This window comes from Streptomyces lincolnensis, from assembly GCF_001685355.1.
Classification (GTDB): domain Bacteria; phylum Actinomycetota; class Actinomycetes; order Streptomycetales; family Streptomycetaceae; genus Streptomyces; species Streptomyces lincolnensis.
In genome coordinates, this window is record NZ_CP016438.1 from 4138859 (window position 1) to 4157227 (window position 18369).

Here is an 18369-nt window from a genome sequence, read left to right on the forward strand (position 1 = left end):
CCAGCCACAGAGGACCCGCACCCGACGACGTACCTCTAGCTCTTTTCGAACCGGAACCCGACACCGCGGACCGTGGCGATGTACCGAGGATTCGCCGCGTCATCCCCGAGCTTCTTGCGCAGCCACGAGATGTGCATGTCCAGCGTCTTGGTCGACGACCACCACGTCGTGTCCCAGACCTCGCGCATCAGCTGGTCCCGGGTCACCACGCGGCCCGCGTCCCGCACGAGGACGCGCAGCAGGTCGAACTCCTTCGCCGTGAGCTGGAGCTCCTCGTCCCCCATCCAGGCGCGGTGCGACTCGACGTCGATCCGCACTCCGTGGGTGGCGGGCGGCTGCGCCGGCTCCGCGGCACCGCGCCGCAGCAGGGCCCGCACGCGGGCGAGCAGTTCGGCGAGCCGGAAGGGCTTGGTGACGTAGTCGTCGGCGCCCGCGTCCAGACCGACGACGGTGTCCACCTCGTCGGCACGCGCGGTCAGGATGAGGATGGGCACGGCATGGCCCTCGGCACGCAGCCGGCGGGCCACTTCGAGGCCGTCCATGCCGGGCAGACCCAGGTCGAGCACGACCAGGTCGATACCGCCCTGAAGTCCGGCGTCGACCGCGGTGGGTCCGTCCTCACGCACCTCGACCTCGTACCCTTCCCGGCGCAAAGCGCGGGCCAGCGGCTCCGAGATGGACGCATCGTCCTCGGCGAGCAGTACACGGGTCATGACCTGATGGTAGACCGCTCTTGACCCAACCTGGGGTGTGACCTGGGCCCGTGATTCTTACCTTTGGCGGAACTGGGGCGAACCTATGGGTGTGGGGTGCGAACTGTGAAGGGGCCTTAGAAATAGGGTGTACGGTTCCCCGGTTGCCTGTGATCCGGGTCTCAAGTCCTTCCATTTTCGGTCGCATCCTGACGTATGGTGAAAAGACCGCCTGTAGCACCGCGGGGACCTTTGGCGATGTTGTGACGCTGAAGGTCTCTTTTGTGTGCGGAAAACCCCCACCAGCAAGGATCGACCAATGGCGTCCAGCCTGACGAAGGACTCGGTCTCCCCGGGCACACCGGGATCCGAGAAGACCTTCTTCGGCCACCCCCGCGGACTGGCCACTCTCTTCATGACCGAGATGTGGGAGCGGTTCTCCTACTACGGCATGAAGGCCCTGCTCACCGTCTATCTGCTCTCCGGCGGCCCCGGCGCCGGCAAGGGCAGCATGGGCGGCGGCCTCGCGATGGACGTGGCGACCACCACCGTGATCGTCTCCGTCTACTCGGCGATGGTGTACCTCCTCGCCATGCCCGGCGGCTGGCTCGGAGACCGCGTCTGGGGCCCGCGCAAGACGGTGGCCATCGCCGCCGTCACCATCATGTCCGGCCACCTCGTGCTGGCGCTGCCCGGCGGTCAGGCACCGTTCTTCGCGGGCCTGGCACTGGTCGCGGCCGGTTCCGGCCTGCTCAAGGCCAACATCTCCACGATGGTGGGCCACCTGTACGACGGCCCGGAGGACCCGCGCCGCGACGGCGGCTTCACGATCTTCTACATGGGGATCAACGCGGGCGCGTTCTTCGCCCCGCTGGCCATCGGCACCGTCGGCCAGGAGGTCAACTGGCACCTCGGCTTCGGCATGGCCGCGGTCGGCATGGCGATCGGCCTGATCGCGTTCCTGCTCGGCACCCGCCACCTGAGCCCGCAGAGCAGCCTCGTACCGAAGCCGCTGTCCGTCCAGGAGCGCCGCTCCTGGCTGACCAAGGGCCTGACCTGGGTGATCGTCGCGGCCGTCTTCTACGGCGTCGTCGGCTTCACCGGTCACTTCACGCTGAACTGGGCGATGATCCCGCTCACGGTCATCGGTCTGATCGTCCCGGCGGGCGTGCTGCTGCGCATCAAGCGGGACAAGGAACTGACGGACACCGAGCAGTCGAAGATGACCGGCTACATCTGGTTCTTCGTCGCGGCCGCCGTGTTCTGGATGATCTACGACCAGGGCGCGTCCACGGTCCAGGCGTTCGGTGAGGGCAAGGCGGCGGGCTCGCTGCTCGGCTTCGACTTCCCGTCCTCCTGGTACCAGTCGCTGAACCCGCTGTTCATCATGGCGCTGGCGCCGGTCTTCGCCTTCGTGTGGGTGTGGCTGAACCACCGGGGCAAGGAGCCCAGCACCATCGTGAAGTTCTCGATGGGTCTGATCCTGGTCGGCGTCTCGTTCTTCTTCTTCCTGATCCCGCTCGGCATGGCGGCGAACGGCACGGCGGTCAGCCCGATGTGGCTGGTCGGCATCTACTTCATCCAGACCGTGGGTGAGCTGTGCCTGTCTCCGGTGGGTCTGTCGGTGACGACGAAGATGGCTCCCGCGAAGTACGCCTCGCAGATGATGGGCGTCTGGTTCCTCGCGGTGACCGCGGGCGACTCGATCACGAGCCTGCTGTCCAACCCGGCGATCGCCGGGGTCGACCTCAGTGGGACTCCCGCGGTGTTCGGTGAGGCGGCGCTCGCGGCTCTCGCCGGGTTCGCGGTGTGGATGTACCGGCGGAAGGTGAAGTCGCTGATGGGGGACGTTCACTAGCGTCGACCTGCTCCGACGGGGCCATTGGAACCCGGGTGGGTTCCGGCGGCCCCGTCGGTTCACGTGCTGTGCGCGGTTCCCCGCGCCCCTGACAGGGTCTAACGTGCCCTCCGCCTCGGCATGAACGTGAAGATCGCCGCCCCCAGCAACAGCGCCGTTCCCGCCACCAGGCCCAGGGCCTTGAGGCCGCTGTCGTCCTCGGCGCCCGTCGCGGCCAGGCCGCCGCTCGTCGATCCGGACGATGACGAACCGCCGGAGGACGACGAGCCGCCCGACGCGCCGCCCTCCTGCTCCCGCGTGGTCAGGGTCAGGGAGACGTCCGTCCGGTCCGGCCTACAGGTCGTGGTCGTGCCCAGCGCCTCGATCGTCAGGACACCCGGTGACAGGGTCGACTCACCCGTCGCGCCCGGCTTGTACGCGCCCGTCATGTCGGAGATCTCCATCGGGTCGCCCGGCTTGATCGCCTCGGAGTTGGTGGGGCCCTCGACGTGGACCGAGCCCTTGTCGTCGCCGCCGAGAACCACCTCCATGGACGGCTTGACCGAGTCCGCGGGGATGTCGGCAGGGCTGTCCATCGGGGAGTTCTTGAACCGCACGGTGAGTCCGTAACCGCCGCCGTCCTTCTTGGCGTTGATCTGGATCGTGGAGGTCGCCTTCTTCTCACCGATGGGCGACTGGCAGGTGTAGGGGATGTCGACCTCCTTGCCGGTGAAGTCGGTCTGCGTCCCGGTGGGTGTGGAGGTCGGGGTCGGAGTCGGTGTGGAGGTCGGGGGCGGTGTGGAGGTCGAGGTCGGAGTCGAGGTCGGTGTCGGAGTCGAGGTCGGTGTCGGTGTCGGTGTCGAACTCCCCTCCCCCGCCGTCACGTCGATCGTCGCCGCCGCCTTCACGGCCTCCGTCGGCGCGCACTTGGTGTCCGTCGACATGGCGTTGACGACGTACGCGTCCGGGGTCAGCGTCACCGGCCCTGCCGTCGTCGGCTTGAACGTGCCCTTCATGGCGGACAGCACCATGTCCCCGCCCTTGGGGATGGCGGGGTTCTCGCGGGGCCCCCGCATCGCGAGGTCCGCGGTCTGCGCGCCGGTGGCCTTCAACGTGCCGGACGGCTGAACGGAGTTGGCGGGCAGGTCGATGATGTCCGGGTTCTTCGAGGCGGCCCGGACGAACGTCCACACCACCTCGATCTCCTGGCCGACCCGCGCGGTGGCCGGTGCGGTGATCTCCACCTCGGTGGTGCCCTCGACCGGTTCGAGCCCGACGCCGGCGGGCGGGACGCATCGCGTCGCGTACGCCACCTCCGCCGCCTGGGCGGTCCCCGCGGCCGCGCCGAGCAGGGCACCGGCCCCGCCGAGCACCAGCGCGACCGCGACCACGACCGTTCTCCTCCTTGTCGTCCCGGCCGGTGCGACTCTCCTTCGCCTGCTCACGGGGGCCCCTTCGTGGTGGGAGTGGTGGGAGTCGTAGGACTCGTCGGACTGTCGTCGTGCGGTGCGGAGAGCCGCCCGGCCGTGCCCGGATCGGCGTCCGGGGCGAACCACGGCAGGGCCGGAGAGGAGGGGGCCGCCCGGTGTGCGGCCCGGGAGGGCTTCACGCCCGGCAGGTGCAGGGCCAGTTCGGGCAGGCGCAGCCCGCGGTGGCGGACGCCGCCCGCGCGGCGTGGCCGGATCCGGTCGACCACGGCCATCCCGGCGCGGAAGAGAGCGGCCGGTACGACGAGGCAGACCAGGATCCAGAACAGGGTCACGCCCCAGGGCCGCCCCACGTCCCAGGGCTGCTCGGCGAGGACCTTGCCGCCGTACTTGAGCGAGACGGTGTAGTCGCCGTGCGCCCCGCCGGGCAGCTCGACGGGCAGCTCGATCCGCGCCTTCCCGCCCGGCTGGACCGTGCCGCGCCAGCGCTGTTCCTGCCACTCGGGGGCGAACACGCCGTGGGAGGTGCCGACTTGGAAGACGGGGTCCTCGACGGCGGACGTACCGACATTGCCCACGGTGAGCACGATCGTCCGGGCGGGTGCCGACCCGAACCAGGTGAGCAGCCCGCCGGAGCCCTCCAGCCGGGTGTCCGTGAGCACCGACAGCCGTCCCCCGGCCGTGTCGGCGGGCAACGGCTCGACGGCGTGCCCGGCGACCTGGAAGATCGCGTCGGCCTCGGCCTTCGCGCCCGTCACCGTCGCCACGTGCACCACGCAGGGGCACGGCACCGGCGGTTCGGCGACCGGCAGCTTCCGGCTGAAGCGTCCCTCGGCGTCGGTGGTGACGGCCCGGCCGTCGGCGTTGGCGCAGGAGTCGGTGCCGCCGGCCACGCCCCGCGAGGGCACGGACTGGCCGCAGATCAGGATCATCAGCAGGGTCCGGGCCCGCCATCCCTCACCGGTGACGGTGATCGAACCCCCGGTGCCCGCCTGTGTCCTGGACAGCTTCACGCCCGGCCCGTCCGCCGCCACCGCCGACGCGCCCGCCAGGGGCAGCACGAGCAGCGCGCACAACGCCATCAGCACCGGAATCCGCACCTTGCCGCTCACGTCATCGCTCCCGTCGACTCGACGTCCGTACGCGGGGATCCGGGTCCGCGCCCACTCCTACGGCGCCTTCGTCGTCGTACGGCGAAGAAGGCGCGCGGCCGACAGCATCCGCGGCATCGGCGGCTCCGGCTGTCGTGAGGCACGACGGAGTCAGTGGCGGACGCGGGCCGCCTGGTTCCTCCGGGTCAGCCACAGCGCGCCCGCCGCGCCGACCAGCAGCACCGTGCCGCCGAGCGTGCCGAGGGCGATCGCGGAGTCCTCGGGCCCGGTCTGCGGCAGCTCGTCGCCCGCGCCGCTGTTGTTCTGCGTGTCCCCGGATCCGGAATCCGAGCCCGATCCGGAACCGGAGCCCGCCCCCGACCCCGCTCCGCCCGCCGCCGTCACGTCCAGGCTCAGCGACGGGCCCGGGCTGTTGGTCGGCGTGCACGTGGTCGTCGTACCGAGCGCCTTGATGGTGAGCACACCCGCGGTGAAGGTGACCTTGCCGGTCTTCTTCGGGGTGTACGTGCCGCTCAGGTCGTTGATCTTGATCGGGGTGTTGGCGGGGACCGTCGCCTGGTTGGCGGGACCGGTCACGTTCAGGGTGCCGCTGTCGGCGCCGCCGAGCTTGATGGTGGCGCTCGGGTTCATCGCGCCCTTCCCGAGGTCGACCGGGCTGGAGGACACGCCCTTCTGCCAGGACATGGTGACCTTGTAGCCACCGCCGTCCTCGACGCTTTCGATGTCGATGGGCGAGACGGCCGTCTTCACCCCGATCGGCGTCTCACAGCGGTAGTTGACGTTCACGACCTCGGCGTGGGCTGCGGGGGCGGCCATCAGCACCACCGAGCCGGCCAGGGCCGCGACGGACGCGAGCGCGGCGGTTCGTTTCGGGTACGACACGGTTCCGCTCCCCTTACTCGTTCCTGACGGCACATCAGATCGGCCGTCAAGGTACGCCCGGGCACGTAAGGAGGGAAGACAAAGGGAGTGTCGGAACTGTGGGGATGCGAAAGCGCCCCCTCAGGGGCGCGAAGACCTCTCAGGAGCGCGGGGACTTCTCAGGGGCGCGGGGCCTCTCAGGAGCGCGCGGCCCTTCCCGGGGACGCGGGGCTCTCCTAGGCCGGTGCCCCCAACTCGGCCCACACCGTCTTGCCGGCGACCCCGGGAGTCCGTACGACTCCCCAGTCCAGGCAAAGGCGCTGCACGATGAACATCCCGTGCCCCCCGGGCCGCCCGGCCCGGTGCGGGCTCCGCGGCGCCGGCTGCCCCGTCCCCTTGTCGGAGACCTCCACCCGGATCACCTTCCTGTCACAGGCGATCCACAGCTCGTCGGGCCCCTCGGCATGCAGGCACGCGTTGGTCACCAGCTCGGAGACCACGAGCAGCACATCCTCCGCCGCGGCCCGCTGATCCGCGGTGGCGGCCGGAAGCCACCCCCACGCGTACAGCGCCTGGCGGGTGAAGTCGCGGGCCAGCGGGACGACGCCGCTCTGCCCGTCGAAGCTCAGCCTGCGGGCGTGGCTGCCCCCCGACGACCCGTCTGCGCCCCCGTCGGACGTCCCGGTCTCGGGCACGCCCCCCTCGGACGCCCCGGAAGCGCCGCTCGGCTCCGGGCCTCGGTCGCCCGGCGGGTAAGGCCGGGTGGTGCTCATCAGCGCTTCACCTCACCGATTCACCGGTTCACGATTCAAAAGGTCACTGCACGGTCGGTGCGGCCGACCCGTCCCCGTGTCGGCCACCGCACAGTCGGTACGGATGTCTCCTGCCCGACCGGACCGGACGAACACCCCTGTATTCGGCACGAAAAGGCGTGACGCCCGAATACGCCGATCACAGGGGGGACGGGTGGGACAGCACCCCGGGCCGGTCACGCGGGTCAGCCGGTCTCGCCCGACTCGCCGGCCAGGGCGGCCCGCAGGGTGTCATGCACCGTGAAGACCGCATCCGCCCCCGTGATCTCGAACACGCGCGAGACCACCGGCTGCATGCCGGCGAGATGCACACCACCCCCGGCGGCCTCGGCCTTCAGCCGCGCGCCCAGCAGTACGTTCAGTCCGGTCGAGTCGCAGAACTCCAGACGTGTGCAGTCGACCACGAGTCGACTGAAACCCTTCGCGAGGCAGTCCTCGAGTGGCTCACGCAACAGATCGGCGGTGTGGTGATCCAACTCACCCGCCGGAGTCACGACGGCACTGGAGCCCTCTTCGCGCACTTCAACCAGAAGCCGGCCCGACTGTGCGCTGCCGACCGTCCCGCGGTCCATGCGTCTCTCTCTCCCGACGTCGTGACTGCTGACTGACGCCCTCGAACACTACGCCTTCTCCACACCCTCCAACACCCGAACAACCGCCCACAAACGGACATAACCACACATAATGCACTTGCGGCAGGCTCGGGAAAGCGGGTAGGGCTAGTAGAGACACGTACCCGACACGGCCGGCTTTGGAGGCGCCGCACACCGCAGTGCACGAATTGGCTTCGGCAGCCATATGCCGAGAACGATGGAGGACATCATGTCACCCCGGCTCGACGCATCGCATACCCATGAGGCGACGTCGACATCCCCCCCGGAACATCTGGATCCCATCGAGCAGAACAGCGACGTACGTCATGAAGTCGACGATGTGCTCGCCGGGCTTCCGGAGATCCCACCGTACGACGAGGTGGGGCCGGTGGACGCACGGGCCCTGTCCAAGACCCTCTTCGCGCGGCTGGAGTCGCTTGAGGAAGGCACCCACGAATACTCGTACGTCCGCAACACGCTCGTCGAACTCAACCTCGCCCTGGTCAAGTTCGCCGCCTCCCGCTTCCGCTCCCGCAGTGAGCCGATGGAGGACATCATCCAGGTCGGCACGATCGGTCTGATCAAGGCGATCGACCGCTTCGAGCTCAGCCGGGGTGTGGAGTTCCCCACCTTCGCGATGCCAACCATCGTCGGTGAGATCAAGCGTTTCTTCCGCGACACCTCGTGGTCGGTGCGGGTCCCGCGCCGGCTCCAGGAGCTGCGGCTCGACCTGGCCAAGGCCGGCGACGAACTGGCCCAGAAGCTGGACCGGGCGCCGACCGTCGGCGAGCTCGCCGAGCGTCTCGGCCTGTCCAAGGACGAGGTCGTCGAGGGCATGGCCGCGTCGAACGCGTACACCGCCTCCTCGCTGGACGCCCAGCCGGAGGAGGACGACGCCGAGGGCGCGCTGGCCGACCGTATCGGCTACGAGGACCACGGGCTCGAAGGCATCGAGTACGTCGAGTCCCTGAAGCCGCTGATCGCCGAACTTCCCTCCCGGGACCGGAAGATCCTCTCCCTGCGCTTCGTCGCGGGCATGACCCAGTCCGAGATCGGCGACGAACTCGGCATCTCGCAGATGCACGTGTCCCGGCTGCTGTCGCGGACGCTGGTGCGGCTGCGGAAGGGGCTGACGGTCGAGGAGTGACGGCGGCCGCGTCCGCCGGGGTCGCGCATCCGCCACGGGCAGCCCGGCCCTTCGGGGGCCGGGTTGCTGTGTGGCGTGCCGGGCCGGTGGTGCCGTGTGGCTTTCTGCGCGGCGGCTCAAAACTTTCTGTTACCCGGAGGAACCTCTTTCCTCCCGGGGGCACCTCCACCACTATGGGCACCCTTCACAGACTGGCCGGTCCGTCAGGGACGGAGCGGGCGGGGAGGGCGATTCATGGCTCGGGCCGACGGGACCGACGAGGTCGGGGGCAGCGCGTACGGGCGTACGGACGGGCGTGGCCACGCCGACGCCTCCGACGCGCGCCTGACCGACCTGCTGCGCGCCGACTCGGCCACCGCCTACCAGGCCCTCCAGGAACTCCGCGCCCGCCACCACCCGTCCGTCCTGGCGTACGCCCGCCTGTGCGCCACCGGCGAGACACCGGCCCGGCAGCTGGCCGCCCAGGCGTTCACGCTCGCCGCCCGGGAGACGGCACGCGGCATCGACCTCGGCGTCCCGTGGCGGCACCGCCTCCTGCTGCTGACGGCCCGGGAGGCCGCGGCCTGGGCGGCGGACGAACGCTCGGCCGGCCTGGACCCGACCCTCCTGCTGGTCCTGCACTCGACCGGCGCCGACGGGCCCCTCCCACCCCTGCTCGCCCCGTTCCAGTCCTTGCCGGCCCGCGCGCAGGGCCTGATCTGGTACGGCGTGGTGGAAGGGGAGCCGCTCGACCGCACGGCCGTCTTCGCCGGCCTCTCCCCCGCGGACGTGGCACACGGCACCGACCGCGCCCTGGCCGCCCTCTCCCAAGCCTGCCTCCGCTCCCGCCTCGCCGCCTCCACCGATCCCCACTGCGGCGACTTCCGCCGCCTCATCTCGGAATCCGTACGACCGGACAGCCCGCGCGAGAGCGCCGACCTGCGGTCCCACATGGCGCACTGCGTGCACTGCACGACGGCGTACGAGGAACTGTCCGCCCTGCGGGACGCTCCGCGGGCGGCGCTGGTGGAGGGGTTGCTGCCGTGGGCGGGGGCGGCGTACGGGAGCCGTCTGCACGGTGGGCCGAAAATCGGAACGGGTGCCCGCACCACTCCCCGCCTCCCTCACCGGCCACCCCGCCGCCTGCTGCTGACCTCGGCCGCACTGGGAGTGGCCCTGGCGCCCCTGCTGGCCTTCCTGCTGACGCAGCGGGACTCTCCGCCCTCCCAGGAGTCGGCGGGAGCGACGCCCTCGGCGGTGAGCACGCCGCCGGGTCCGCCCCCGGTAACGGTGACGGTGTCCCCGCCCCCGGCGGTGTCGTCCCCGCCCCCGACAAGATCGGCGTCCCCGTCCCCTTCGAAGGCACCCTCGAAGCGGCCGTCGAAGCCCCCGGCCGCCGCCCCCACACCGCCCGGCACCGCCTACGCCCAGATCGTGAACGTCGCCTCGGGCCGCTGCCTCGACATCAGCGGCGCCGACCTGGAGAAGGGCACCGACGTCATCACGGCCCCCTGCTCCTCCTCCCCCACCCAACGCTGGCGCGTCGACTCCGCCCGCGGCGCCCTCCAGTCGTACGCCGACCCCGACTTCTGCCTCGACAGCCGCGGCGCCACGGACGACGGCGTCGGCATCTGGGAGTGCGCCTCCTTGGAGGGCCGCAACGCCCAGAACCTCCGCTTCGCGGTCGACACGGTGGGGGTCATCCGCCCGGCCGTGGCCCCGGACTTCGCGGTAGCCCCGACGGGCGGCACCTCGGTGTCCCTGGTCAGGGAGTCGGGCCGGGCGGACCAGCGGTGGCGGGCGGGGGTGAGCTGACGGCTCAGGAGCCGCCGCCGGTGAACAGCTCCCAGACGTCGTCGACCTGGTAGGAGCGTTCGAGCCAGGTGCCGAGTTCGTCCATGTCGGTGGAGGAGAGGACGCGCTCCCGAACGGCGTCCGGCACGTCGATCTCGCGCCACTTGAGGTTACGCAGAATGCTCTCCGCCCTCTCCTGAGCCCGCCCTGCTTCTCGCCCCTCTTCGCGCACTTGCTCAGCGAGTGGATGCCGCCAGAAGTACTGCATCGCCGTCATGAGGTCCCTCCACATGTGTTGCGCCTGAGTGTCGGCCAGGCATGAGTCGACGAACTGCACGAAGACCGCGGCGGTGTCCGGATCGATGGTCCGCAGGGCGGCGGCCAGGGATTCCAGTATGGCGGGAGCCCGCCGACCCCGGCCATGCGTCATGGCCGAAAGCACCGCAAGGGGTACGTCCCGTTCGGCCTCCCGCTCGTTCGCGATCAGTGGCACGTTGTCCGGCCCCAGTACGAACGGCCGTACCGTCAGCGAAGGACAACCCCGGACCCCGAGGTGAATGGGCTCCGCCGCCCAGCGGGCGGTGGCGCTGCTTTGGGTGATGACGATGAGTACCGGTTCACAGCGGTACTTCTCGTGCAGGTAGCTGAGGTAGTACGGCCAACTGCCGCGCTTCCTCTCGTCCGGCTTGCCCTGCGACTCGACGACCAGCAGGTAGACACCGTCGTCGGTCTCCGCCCGCAGCAGGGTGTCCACGCGCCGCTCGACGGGTTCGATCTCGGTGAGATCCACGTTCATCGCGGCGAAGTCGCGTGGTTCGGGAAAGGGGATGCATAAGACACTCTGCAGGGCACGGGTCAGCAGCGCGGGATCCTTCTGGAAGATCCGATGCAGTGCCTCGTGTGACGAGCCAGGCACTACGCCACCCTCAGTTCGCACCACACGTACTTCCCCCGGTTGCCGAGCCTGGCGAGCGGCTGCCAACCCCAGACGTCGGCACACGCCTTCACCAGAGCAAGTCCTCTGCCGTCCTCGGCGTCCACAAGGCTCGCCAACTCCTCCGGCGGTTCGGGGGGTTCGGGGTCCGCGTCCCACGCGCCGATCCGCAGCACACCGGCGGACCAGCGAACACGGAGCACGGCAGGGCCCTTGGTGTGCAGTACGGCGTTGGCGACCAGCTCGGTCGCGAGGAGTTCGGCGGTGTCGGCGAGCCGGATCAGGCCGTGCATCGTGAGGATGAGGCGGAGGGTGCGGCGGCAGATGGTGACGGCTCGGGGGTCGTTGGGGATGGAGAGGGAGTACTCCCAGGGTTCGGCCTCGTTTTCGGGCATGCGTCAGCTCCGAGTGGTGGGGGTGGGTGGGGCACGGGCGGTGGCAATGCCGCGGCCGTCATGGCAGGACGGAGCGGTGCGCTTCCGCAGCGTGTGCGTTACGTGACTGACGGTAGAGCAAAAATTTTTCCTCACGCAAGCCAATGCCGTAATCTGACCCCCGAATGAGGAGGGACGAATGGCGCCGAGGAGCCAGCCAACGGCACGGCAGGTGCGCCTGGGCACCGAGTTGCGCCGCCTACGGGAGGCAGCCGGCCTGAAGGCCCGTGAGGCGGCGGGGCTGTTGAACTCGACGTCGGCACAGATCAGCCAGGTGGAAGCCGGGCTGGCCGGCGTGAGCGCGGAGCGCGTGCGCCGACTGGCGGCCCACTACTCCTGCACGGACGAGGCGTTGATCGACGCCCTGGTAGCGATGGCGACCGATCGCACGCGGGGTTGGTGGGAAGACTTCCGGGGAGTCCTGCCGACACCGTTCCTCGACATCGCGGAACTGGAGCACCACGCGACATTCCTGCACGACGTGGTCATCATCCACGTGCCGGGGATGCTCCAGACTCCGGACTACGCACGCGCGGTGTTCTCGTACATGAACCCAGGGCTGCCCGCGAGCGAACTGGAACCCAGGGTCGAACACCGGATGCGGCGCCGCGCGGTCCTGGTCGGAGACAGGCCCACCCCGTACGAGGCGATCGTCCACGAGTTCGCTTTGCGCATCCGCGTCTCCGACCGCCGCGTCGCTCACGCTCAGCTCAAGCACATGCTCGACCTGAGCGAGCAGGACCACGTCACCGTGCGTGTCATCCCCGTCGACCAGGACGACTTCGCCGGTGGTGGAGCCGCAATGATGTACCTCGGCGGCCCGGTGCCGAGACTGGATACCGGACTCCGGGACGCTCCTGTGAACAAGGGCCCCATCGATGCCGAAGCTCAGCTGCAACGGCTTCGGACCCTTCTCCTTAAGGTGGGCAAGGCGTCACTCGCCCCCGCACAGTCGCGGGATTTCATCCACCGCGTGGCGAAGGAACTGTGAGGACCCGCATGGCCCAGGCAAGGCAGTGGCAGAAGTCCAGCTTCTCCGACGGGAGCGACGGGGACACCTGCATAGAAGTGGCGGCAGCCACCCCCACCCTCCACCTCCGTGAGAGCGACACCCCGGACACCGAACTCACCACCACCACCGAACCGTTGGCCCACCTGATACGCGCCCTGAAGTCAGGACTGGCGTAGTCCCCGCCGCCACACGTCCGCGACCAGCGGAACCCCCGGCCGGTAGGCCAGATGCACGTGGCTCGGTGCGTCCAGCAGGATCAGGTCGGCGTACGCGCCCGGCGTGAGACGGCCGACGTCCTCGCGGCGGAGTGCCGCCGCGCCGCCCGCCGTGGCCGACCACACCGCCTCGTCCGGGGTCATGCCCATGTCGCGGACGGCGAGGGCGATGCAGAAGGGGACGGAGGAGGTGAAGGACGAGCCCGGGTTGCAGTCCGTGGACAGGGCGATCGTGACGCCGGCGTCGAGGAGGCGGCGGGCGTCGGGCCACGCGGCCCGTGTGGAGAATTCCGCGCCGGGGAGCAGCGTGGCGACCGTACGGCTGCCGGCCAGCGCGTCCACGTCGGCGTCCGTCAGGTGTGTGCAGTGGTCGGCGCTGGCGGCGTCCACTTCCACCGCGAGCTGGACACCCGGACCGTAGGACAGCTGGTTGGCGTGGATGCGGGGGTGCAGGCCCTTCGCCTTGCCGGCGGTGAGGATCGCGCGGGCCTGGTCGCCGTCGAAGGCGCCCTTCTCGCAGAAGACGTCGATCCAACGGGCGTACGGGGCGCAGGCGTCGAGCATCTCACCGGTGACGAGGGAGACGTAGGCGGCGGGGTCGTCGGCGTGGTCCGGCGACACGATGTGGGCGCCGAGGTAGGTGACCTCGTCGGTGTGGGCGGCGGCGATGCGCAGGGCCCGGGACTCGTCGGCGACGGTCAGGCCGTAGCCGGACTTGGTCTCCATCGTGGTGGTGCCCTGGCGCAGCGCCTCGCTGAGGTAGCGGGTGAGGTTGGCCTCAAGGCTCTCGTCGCTCGCCGCCCGCGTCGCCGCGACGGTCGTACGGATGCCGCCCGCGCTGTAGGGGCGCCCCGACATGCGGGCGTTGAACTCCTGGGTGCGGTCGCCCGCGAAGACGAGGTGGGAGTGGGAGTCGACGAAGCCGGGGAGGACCGCCCGGCCGTCCGCGTCGACCCGATTGTCAGTGGCGGGTGCTTTGCTTTGATCACCGGTCCACACGACGCGGTCGCCCTCGATGACGACGGCCGCGTCCTGGATCAGTCCGAGGGGGGATCCGTCACCGGAGGAGGGGTCGTTGGTGACCAGGGCGGCGATGTTGGTGATGAGCGTGCTCGCGGTGCTCGCGGAGTGGGCGGGGCTGACGGTCGTCGCGTTGCTCATGGCGTCCTCGGTGGCCTGGGCGGCGGTGGGGTCGGGTCCGGGGGCAGAGGGGGAGACGGAAGCGGAGGCGGGTCGCGCGGGCGGGCTGCCCGGGATCATCCGCGCAGGGCGGAGATGGCGTCCGCGAGGGCTTTCGGCACATCCGGTACGAGGGCGTGCGCCCCGTCCCGTACGACGTGCCGACCTCCCACCACCGTGTGCGACACGTCTGCTGCCGACGCGGCGAATACGGCCGTCTCGGCCCCGAGCCGCGGAAGCGGCCCTGCCGTCCTGACCGAGTCGAGCGCGACGGTGGTGAAGTCGGCGAGCGCGCCCGCCTCCAGGGTGCCCGCGCCGTCCCAGCCGAGGGCCGCGTGGCCGTCGGCGGAGGCCGCCCGCAGCAGGGCCGCCGCCGTCCAGTGACCTCGGGTACGGGTGCGCAGCCGCTCGTTGAGCTCCATGGCGCGCGCCTCTTCGAGCAGGTCGATGACGGCGTGGCTGTCGGAGCCGAGGGAGAGTGGTGAGCCCGCCTTCTGGAGGTCGGCGGCGGGGCCGATGCCGTCCGCCAGGTCCCGCTCGGTGGTCGGGCACATGCAGGTGCCGGTGCCGGAGCCGCCGATCAGGGCGATGTCCTCGTCGGTGAGGTGGGTGTTGTGCACGCCGGTGGTGCGCGGGCCCAGGACCCCGTGCTCGGCGAGGAGCTGTGTCGGGGTGCGGCCGTGGGCCTGACGGCAGGCGTCGTTCTCGGCGGTCTGCTCGGACAGGTGCACATGGAGCGGGGCCCGCCGCTCCTCGGCCCAGCCGGCGACGGTCGCCAACTGCTCGGCGGGCACGGCCCGTACGGAGTGGACGGCGGCACCGATCCGCGCGTGATCCCGTTCCTTGAGAACTGAACAGCGTTCGGCCCAGGCGTCCGCGCTGCCGTCGGAGAAGCGGAGCTGGTGGCTGGTGGGCGGCTGTCCGAAGCCGGAGGAGAGATAGGCGGTGTCGAGGAGGGTGATGCGGACACCGGCGTCGGCGGCGGCCGCGATGAGGGCCTCGCCCATCGCGTTGGGGTCGGAGTACCGGGTGCCGCCCGGGGCGTGGTGCACGTAGTGGAACTCGCCGACGGCGGTGATGCCGGCCAGCGCCATCTCCGCGTACACCGCCCTGGCGAGCGCGTGGTAGGTGTCCGGGGTGAGCCGGTCCGCCGTGGTGTACATGACCTCGCGCCAGGTCCAGAAGGTGCCGGAGCCGACCTGGACGGTGGAGCGCAGGGCGCGGTGGAAGGCGTGGCTGTGGGCGTTCGCCAGGCCGGGGAGGGTCAGGCCGCGGAGGATCTCGGCGCCGGGGGGCGGCGTCTCCGCTCCCGTGCGGACGGCAGTGATGCGGCCGTCCGCGGTCTCCACCGCGACTCCCGGCTCGACATGGGTGTCGAGCCAGGCGTGCTCCAGCCAGTAGGTCTTCGGGGTCACCTGCACGCCAGTCCTTCCAGTACGTCGGCGAGGGCGAGCACCCCGGCCACGCAGTCGTCCTCGGCCGCGAACTCGGCCGGGGAGTGCGAGACGCCGGTGGGGTTGCGCACGAACAGCATGGCGGTCGGGACGCTCCCGGACAGGATCCCGGCGTCGTGTCCGGCGCCGGTGCCGAGCACGGGCACCTTCAGGTCGGTGTCGGTCCCGAGGATGCGGGCGAGTTCGTCGCGCAGGGCGTGGTCGAACTCGACGACGGGGGTGAAGGACTCCCGGACGATGTCGAGGTCGATCCCGTGGGCGTCGGCGTAGCCGCGGGCGGCCTTCTCGATGCCGCCGAGGACGGCGTCGAGGCTCTCCTGGTCGGCGGCCCGGGAGTCGAGCCAGCCGCGTACCAGGGAGGGGATGGCGTTGACGCCGTTGGGCTCGACGGCGATCTTGCCGAAGGTGGCGACGGCACCGGCGAGTTCCGCCTCCCGGCGGGCGGCGAGCACGGTCTCGGCGTACGACAGCATCGGGTCGCGCCGGTCCACCAGCCGGGTGGTGCCCGCGTGGTTGGCCTCGCCGCGGAAGTCGAACCGCCAGCGCCCGTGCGGCCAGATGGCGCTGGCGATGCCGACCCGGTCGCCGGACAGGTCCAGCGCCCGCCCCTGCTCGACGTGCAGTTCGACGAAGGCGCCGATGCGGGCGAGCCGCTCGGGGTCGGGCCCAAGGGTGTCCGGGTCGTAGCCGGCGGCCCGCATGGCCTGCGGGAGGGTGGTCCCCCCGCCGTCGGTCAGCTTGTGCGCCTGCTCGACGGTGAGCTGTCCGGCGGCGAGCCGTGAGCCGACACAGGCGAGTCCGAAGCGGGCACCCTCCTCGTCGCCGAAGTTGACGATGGCGAGCGGCTTGGTGAACTCCGCTCCCCTGGCGCGCAGTTCGTCCAGGGCGGCGAAGGAGGACACGACCCCGAGGGGCCCGTCGAAGGCCCCGCCGTCGGGCACGGAGTCGAGGTGCGACCCCGTGACGACGGCGTCCCCGGCTGCGGGATCGCCGAGCCAGGCCCACTGGTTGCCGTTGCGGTCCACCTCGTGGGTGAGCCCGCGGGTCTCGGCCTGCTCCTTGAACCAGGCCCGGCATTCGAGGTCGGCGCCGGTCCAGGCGTAGCGGCGGTAGCCGCCGGAGGTGGAGCTGCGGCCCAGCGGCAGCAGCTCCGCCCACATGCTGTGGAAGGTCACGCGTCGTCACCTTCACGCATCGGGACGCGCACGCCCCGCTCGTCGGCGACGGACTTGGCGATGTCGTACCCCGCGTCGACGTGGCGGATGACGCCCATGCCGGGGTCGTTGGTCAGCACCCGGCGGATCTTCTCGCCGCCCAGCTTGGTGCCGTCGGCCACCGTGACCTGTCCGGCGTGGATGGACCGGCCCATGCCGACGCCGCCGCCGTGGTGGAGGGAGACCCAGGAGGCGCCCGAGGCCACGTTGACCATGGCGTTCAGCAGCGGCCAGTCGGCGATCGCGTCGGATCCGTCGAGCATGGCCTCGGTCTCGCGGTAGGGGGAGGCCACCGACCCGCTGTCCAGGTGGTCGCGGCCGATCGCGAGGGGGGCGGCCAGCTCGCCGGAGGCGACCATGTCGTTGAACCGCTCGCCGGCCTTGTCCCGCTCGCCGTAGCCGAGCCAGCAGATGCGGGCGGGCAGGCCCTGGAAGTGGACGCGTTCGCCGGCCATCCTGATCCAGCGGGCCAGGGACTCGTTCTCCGGGAAGAGTTCCAGGATCGCCTTGTCGGTCTTGGCGATGTCGGAGGCCTCACCGGACAGGGCGGCCCAGCGGAAGGGTCCCTTGCCCTCGCTGAACAGCGGCCGGATGTACGCGGGCACGAAGCCGGGGAAGGCGAACGCCCGCTCGTAACCGGCGAGTTGTGCCTCGCCGCGGATCGAGTTGCCGTAGTCGAAGACCTCGGCTCCGGCGTCCATGAAGCCGACCATGGCCTCCACGTGGCGTGCCATGGACTCCCGGGCGCGGTCGGTGAACCCGGCCGGGTCCTTGGCGGCCGCGTCGGCCATGTCCTCGAAGGCCACGCCCACCGGCAGGTAGGCCAGCGGGTCGTGGGCGGAGGTCTGGTCGGTCACGATGTCGATGGGGGCGCTCTCGGCGAGCATGCGCGGGAGCAGCTCGGCGGCGTTGCCGAGCAGGCCGATGGAGAGCGGACGACGGGCGTCGCGGGCCTCCACCGCCAGCTGGAGCGCGTGCTCCAGGGAGTCGGCCCGCACGTCGAGGTACCGGTGCTCGATGCGCCGCTCGATCGCGCGCGGGTCGCAGTCGATGCAGATCGCGACGCCGTCGTTCATGGTGACGGCGAGGGGCTGGGCGCCGCCCATGCCGCCGAGGCCGGCGGTGAGGGTGATCGTCCCGGCGAGAGTGCCGCCGAACTTCTTCGCGGCGACGGCGGAGAACGTCTCGTAGGTGCCCTGGAGGATGCCCTGGGTGCCGATGTAGATCCAGGAGCCGGCGGTCATCTGGCCGTACATGGTCAGGCCGAGGGCCTCCAGGCGGCGGAACTCCTCCCAGTTGGCCCAGTCGCCGACGAGGTTGGAGTTGGCGATCAGGACGCGCGGGGCCCACTCGTGGGTCTGCATGACGCCGACGGGGCGGCCGGACTGGACGAGCATGGTCTCGTCCTGCTTGAGGGTCCTCAGGGTGCGGACCATCGCGTCGAAGGAGCGCCAGTCGCGGGCCGCCTTGCCGGTGCCGCCGTAGACGACGAGCTTGTCGGGGTGTTCGGCGACCTCGGGGTCGAGGTTGTTCTGGAGCATCCGCAGGGCGGCTTCCTGCTGCCATCCCAGGGCGCTCAGTTCCGTACCGCGCGGCGCTCGGACGGGGCGGGGTCCTGACATGGTCTGCCTCCTGGGGGACTGTTGCTGCCGTTATTCACATCCTTGCTTCAT

17 protein-coding genes are annotated in these 18369 nt (G+C 70.8%); 5 read left to right on the plus strand and 12 right to left on the minus strand.

All coding sequences use genetic code 11. The features are described from left to right. Positions 1-35: 35 nt before the first annotated feature. Positions 36-713, minus strand: coding sequence for a response regulator transcription factor (locus SLINC_RS18240; protein WP_067433906.1), 678 nt, complete (start codon positions 711-713; stop codon positions 36-38). A 298-nt stretch (positions 714-1011) separates the two neighbouring features. On the opposite strand from SLINC_RS18240, the gene SLINC_RS18245 reads away from it, so the two are divergent. Then, entirely contained in the window at positions 1012-2550 is a 1539-nt protein-coding gene (locus tag SLINC_RS18245) for a peptide MFS transporter (protein WP_067433909.1), read from the plus strand. Between the two features lie 98 nt (positions 2551-2648). Here SLINC_RS18245 and SLINC_RS18250 read toward each other — a convergent pair whose 3' ends face one another. The 5 genes from SLINC_RS18250 to SLINC_RS18270 all read right to left on the minus strand — a co-directional run bounded on the left by SLINC_RS18250 (position 2649) and on the right by SLINC_RS18270 (position 7313). Then, positions 2649-3920 carry a hypothetical protein gene (locus tag SLINC_RS18250; RefSeq protein WP_225988331.1) on the minus strand — a complete coding sequence of 424 codons (1272 nt, stop codon included), beginning with the start codon at positions 3918-3920 and terminating at the stop codon, positions 2649-2651. A gap of 50 nt (positions 3921-3970) precedes the next feature. Then, positions 3971-5038 carry a hypothetical protein gene (locus SLINC_RS18255; RefSeq protein ID WP_067445474.1) on the minus strand — a complete coding sequence of 356 codons (1068 nt, stop codon included), beginning with the start codon at positions 5036-5038 and terminating at the stop codon, positions 3971-3973. A 180-nt stretch (positions 5039-5218) separates the two neighbouring features. Further along, complete coding sequence (locus SLINC_RS18260; RefSeq protein ID WP_067433912.1) at positions 5219-5950, minus strand: LPXTG cell wall anchor domain-containing protein; 732 nt, start codon at positions 5948-5950, stop codon at positions 5219-5221. Between the two features lie 215 nt (positions 5951-6165). Continuing rightward, a complete protein-coding gene (locus tag SLINC_RS18265) occupies positions 6166-6702 on the minus strand; it encodes an ATP-binding protein (protein WP_067433915.1) in 537 nt (178 codons plus the stop codon). Between the two features lie 224 nt (positions 6703-6926). Further along, positions 6927-7313 carry an STAS domain-containing protein gene (locus SLINC_RS18270; RefSeq protein ID WP_067433918.1) on the minus strand — a complete coding sequence of 129 codons (387 nt, stop codon included), beginning with the start codon at positions 7311-7313 and terminating at the stop codon, positions 6927-6929. Between the two features lie 238 nt (positions 7314-7551). Between SLINC_RS18270 and SLINC_RS18275 the strand changes: the two genes are divergently transcribed. Together SLINC_RS18275 and SLINC_RS18280 are read left to right on the plus strand one after the other, a co-directional pair. After that, positions 7552-8481, plus strand: coding sequence for an RNA polymerase sigma factor SigF (locus SLINC_RS18275; protein WP_067433921.1), 930 nt, complete (start codon positions 7552-7554; stop codon positions 8479-8481). Between the two features lie 234 nt (positions 8482-8715). Beyond that, complete coding sequence (locus tag SLINC_RS18280) at positions 8716-10275, plus strand: RICIN domain-containing protein (RefSeq protein WP_067433924.1); 1560 nt, start codon at positions 8716-8718, stop codon at positions 10273-10275. A gap of 4 nt (positions 10276-10279) precedes the next feature. Here the strand turns inward: SLINC_RS18280 and SLINC_RS18285 are convergent, their stop codons facing one another. Both SLINC_RS18285 and SLINC_RS18290 read right to left on the minus strand, forming a co-directional pair. Further along, positions 10280-11170, minus strand: a complete 891-nt coding sequence (locus SLINC_RS18285) for a hypothetical protein (RefSeq protein WP_067433927.1) — start codon at positions 11168-11170, stop codon at positions 10280-10282. After that, positions 11170-11583: an ATP-binding protein gene (locus SLINC_RS18290; RefSeq protein WP_067433930.1), complete on the minus strand. Its 414-nt coding sequence runs from the start codon at positions 11581-11583 to the stop codon at positions 11170-11172. The genes SLINC_RS18285 and SLINC_RS18290 overlap by 1 nt, the downstream gene beginning before the upstream one ends. A 178-nt stretch (positions 11584-11761) precedes the next feature. On the opposite strand from SLINC_RS18290, the gene SLINC_RS18295 reads away from it, so the two are divergent. Both SLINC_RS18295 and SLINC_RS18300 read left to right on the plus strand, forming a co-directional pair. Beyond that, positions 11762-12613 (plus strand): helix-turn-helix domain-containing protein, encoded by an 852-nt coding sequence (locus SLINC_RS18295; RefSeq protein ID WP_067433933.1) that lies wholly within the window; start codon positions 11762-11764, stop codon positions 12611-12613. An 8-nt stretch (positions 12614-12621) separates the two neighbouring features. Further along, positions 12622-12810 carry a DUF397 domain-containing protein gene (locus tag SLINC_RS18300; RefSeq protein ID WP_067445478.1) on the plus strand — a complete coding sequence of 63 codons (189 nt, stop codon included), beginning with the start codon at positions 12622-12624 and terminating at the stop codon, positions 12808-12810. Here SLINC_RS18300 and hutI read toward each other — a convergent pair. The 4 genes from hutI to hutU are packed head-to-tail and all read right to left on the minus strand — an operon-like array spanning position 12796 to position 18318. Continuing rightward, positions 12796-14109 carry an imidazolonepropionase gene (hutI, locus tag SLINC_RS18305; RefSeq protein WP_067433936.1) on the minus strand — a complete coding sequence of 438 codons (1314 nt, stop codon included), beginning with the start codon at positions 14107-14109 and terminating at the stop codon, positions 12796-12798. The two genes, SLINC_RS18300 and hutI, sit on opposite strands and share 15 nt — an antisense overlap. Beyond that, complete coding sequence (locus tag SLINC_RS18310) at positions 14106-15443, minus strand: formimidoylglutamate deiminase (RefSeq protein WP_067445479.1); 1338 nt, start codon at positions 15441-15443, stop codon at positions 14106-14108. The genes hutI and SLINC_RS18310 overlap by 4 nt, the downstream gene beginning before the upstream one ends. Continuing rightward, positions 15440-16657, minus strand: a complete 1218-nt coding sequence (locus SLINC_RS18315) for an allantoate amidohydrolase (RefSeq protein ID WP_067433939.1) — start codon at positions 16655-16657, stop codon at positions 15440-15442. The genes SLINC_RS18310 and SLINC_RS18315 overlap by 4 nt, the downstream gene beginning before the upstream one ends. Beyond that, positions 16654-18318 carry a urocanate hydratase gene (gene hutU, locus SLINC_RS18320; RefSeq protein WP_067433942.1) on the minus strand — a complete coding sequence of 555 codons (1665 nt, stop codon included), beginning with the start codon at positions 18316-18318 and terminating at the stop codon, positions 16654-16656. The genes SLINC_RS18315 and hutU overlap by 4 nt, the downstream gene beginning before the upstream one ends. Positions 18319-18369: the final 51 nt, after the last annotated feature.

What these genes read in the sequence shown, in the direction of transcription:
- SLINC_RS18280 (WP_067433924.1), top strand. Translation starts at nt 8,716, where the DNA reads ATGGCTCGGGCCGACGGGACCGACGAGGTCGGGGGCAGCGCGTACGGG.
- SLINC_RS18300 (WP_067445478.1), top strand. Translation starts at nt 12,622, where the DNA reads ATGGCCCAGGCAAGGCAGTGGCAGAAGTCCAGCTTCTCCGACGGGAGC.
- SLINC_RS18245 (WP_067433909.1), top strand. Translation starts at nt 1,012, where the DNA reads ATGGCGTCCAGCCTGACGAAGGACTCGGTCTCCCCGGGCACACCGGGA.
- SLINC_RS18270 (WP_067433918.1), bottom strand. Translation starts at nt 7,313, where the DNA reads ATGGACCGCGGGACGGTCGGCAGCGCACAGTCGGGCCGGCTTCTGGTT.
- hutU (WP_067433942.1), bottom strand. Translation starts at nt 18,318, where the DNA reads ATGTCAGGACCCCGCCCCGTCCGAGCGCCGCGCGGTACGGAACTGAGC.
- hutI (WP_067433936.1), bottom strand. Translation starts at nt 14,109, where the DNA reads ATGATCCCGGGCAGCCCGCCCGCGCGACCCGCCTCCGCTTCCGTCTCC.
- SLINC_RS18295 (WP_067433933.1), top strand. Translation starts at nt 11,762, where the DNA reads ATGGCGCCGAGGAGCCAGCCAACGGCACGGCAGGTGCGCCTGGGCACC.
- SLINC_RS18275 (WP_067433921.1), top strand. Translation starts at nt 7,552, where the DNA reads ATGGAGGACATCATGTCACCCCGGCTCGACGCATCGCATACCCATGAG.
- SLINC_RS18290 (WP_067433930.1), bottom strand. Translation starts at nt 11,583, where the DNA reads ATGCCCGAAAACGAGGCCGAACCCTGGGAGTACTCCCTCTCCATCCCC.
- SLINC_RS18265 (WP_067433915.1), bottom strand. Translation starts at nt 6,702, where the DNA reads ATGAGCACCACCCGGCCTTACCCGCCGGGCGACCGAGGCCCGGAGCCG.
- SLINC_RS18240 (WP_067433906.1), bottom strand. Translation starts at nt 713, where the DNA reads ATGACCCGTGTACTGCTCGCCGAGGACGATGCGTCCATCTCGGAGCCG.
- SLINC_RS18255 (WP_067445474.1), bottom strand. Translation starts at nt 5,038, where the DNA reads ATGGCGTTGTGCGCGCTGCTCGTGCTGCCCCTGGCGGGCGCGTCGGCG.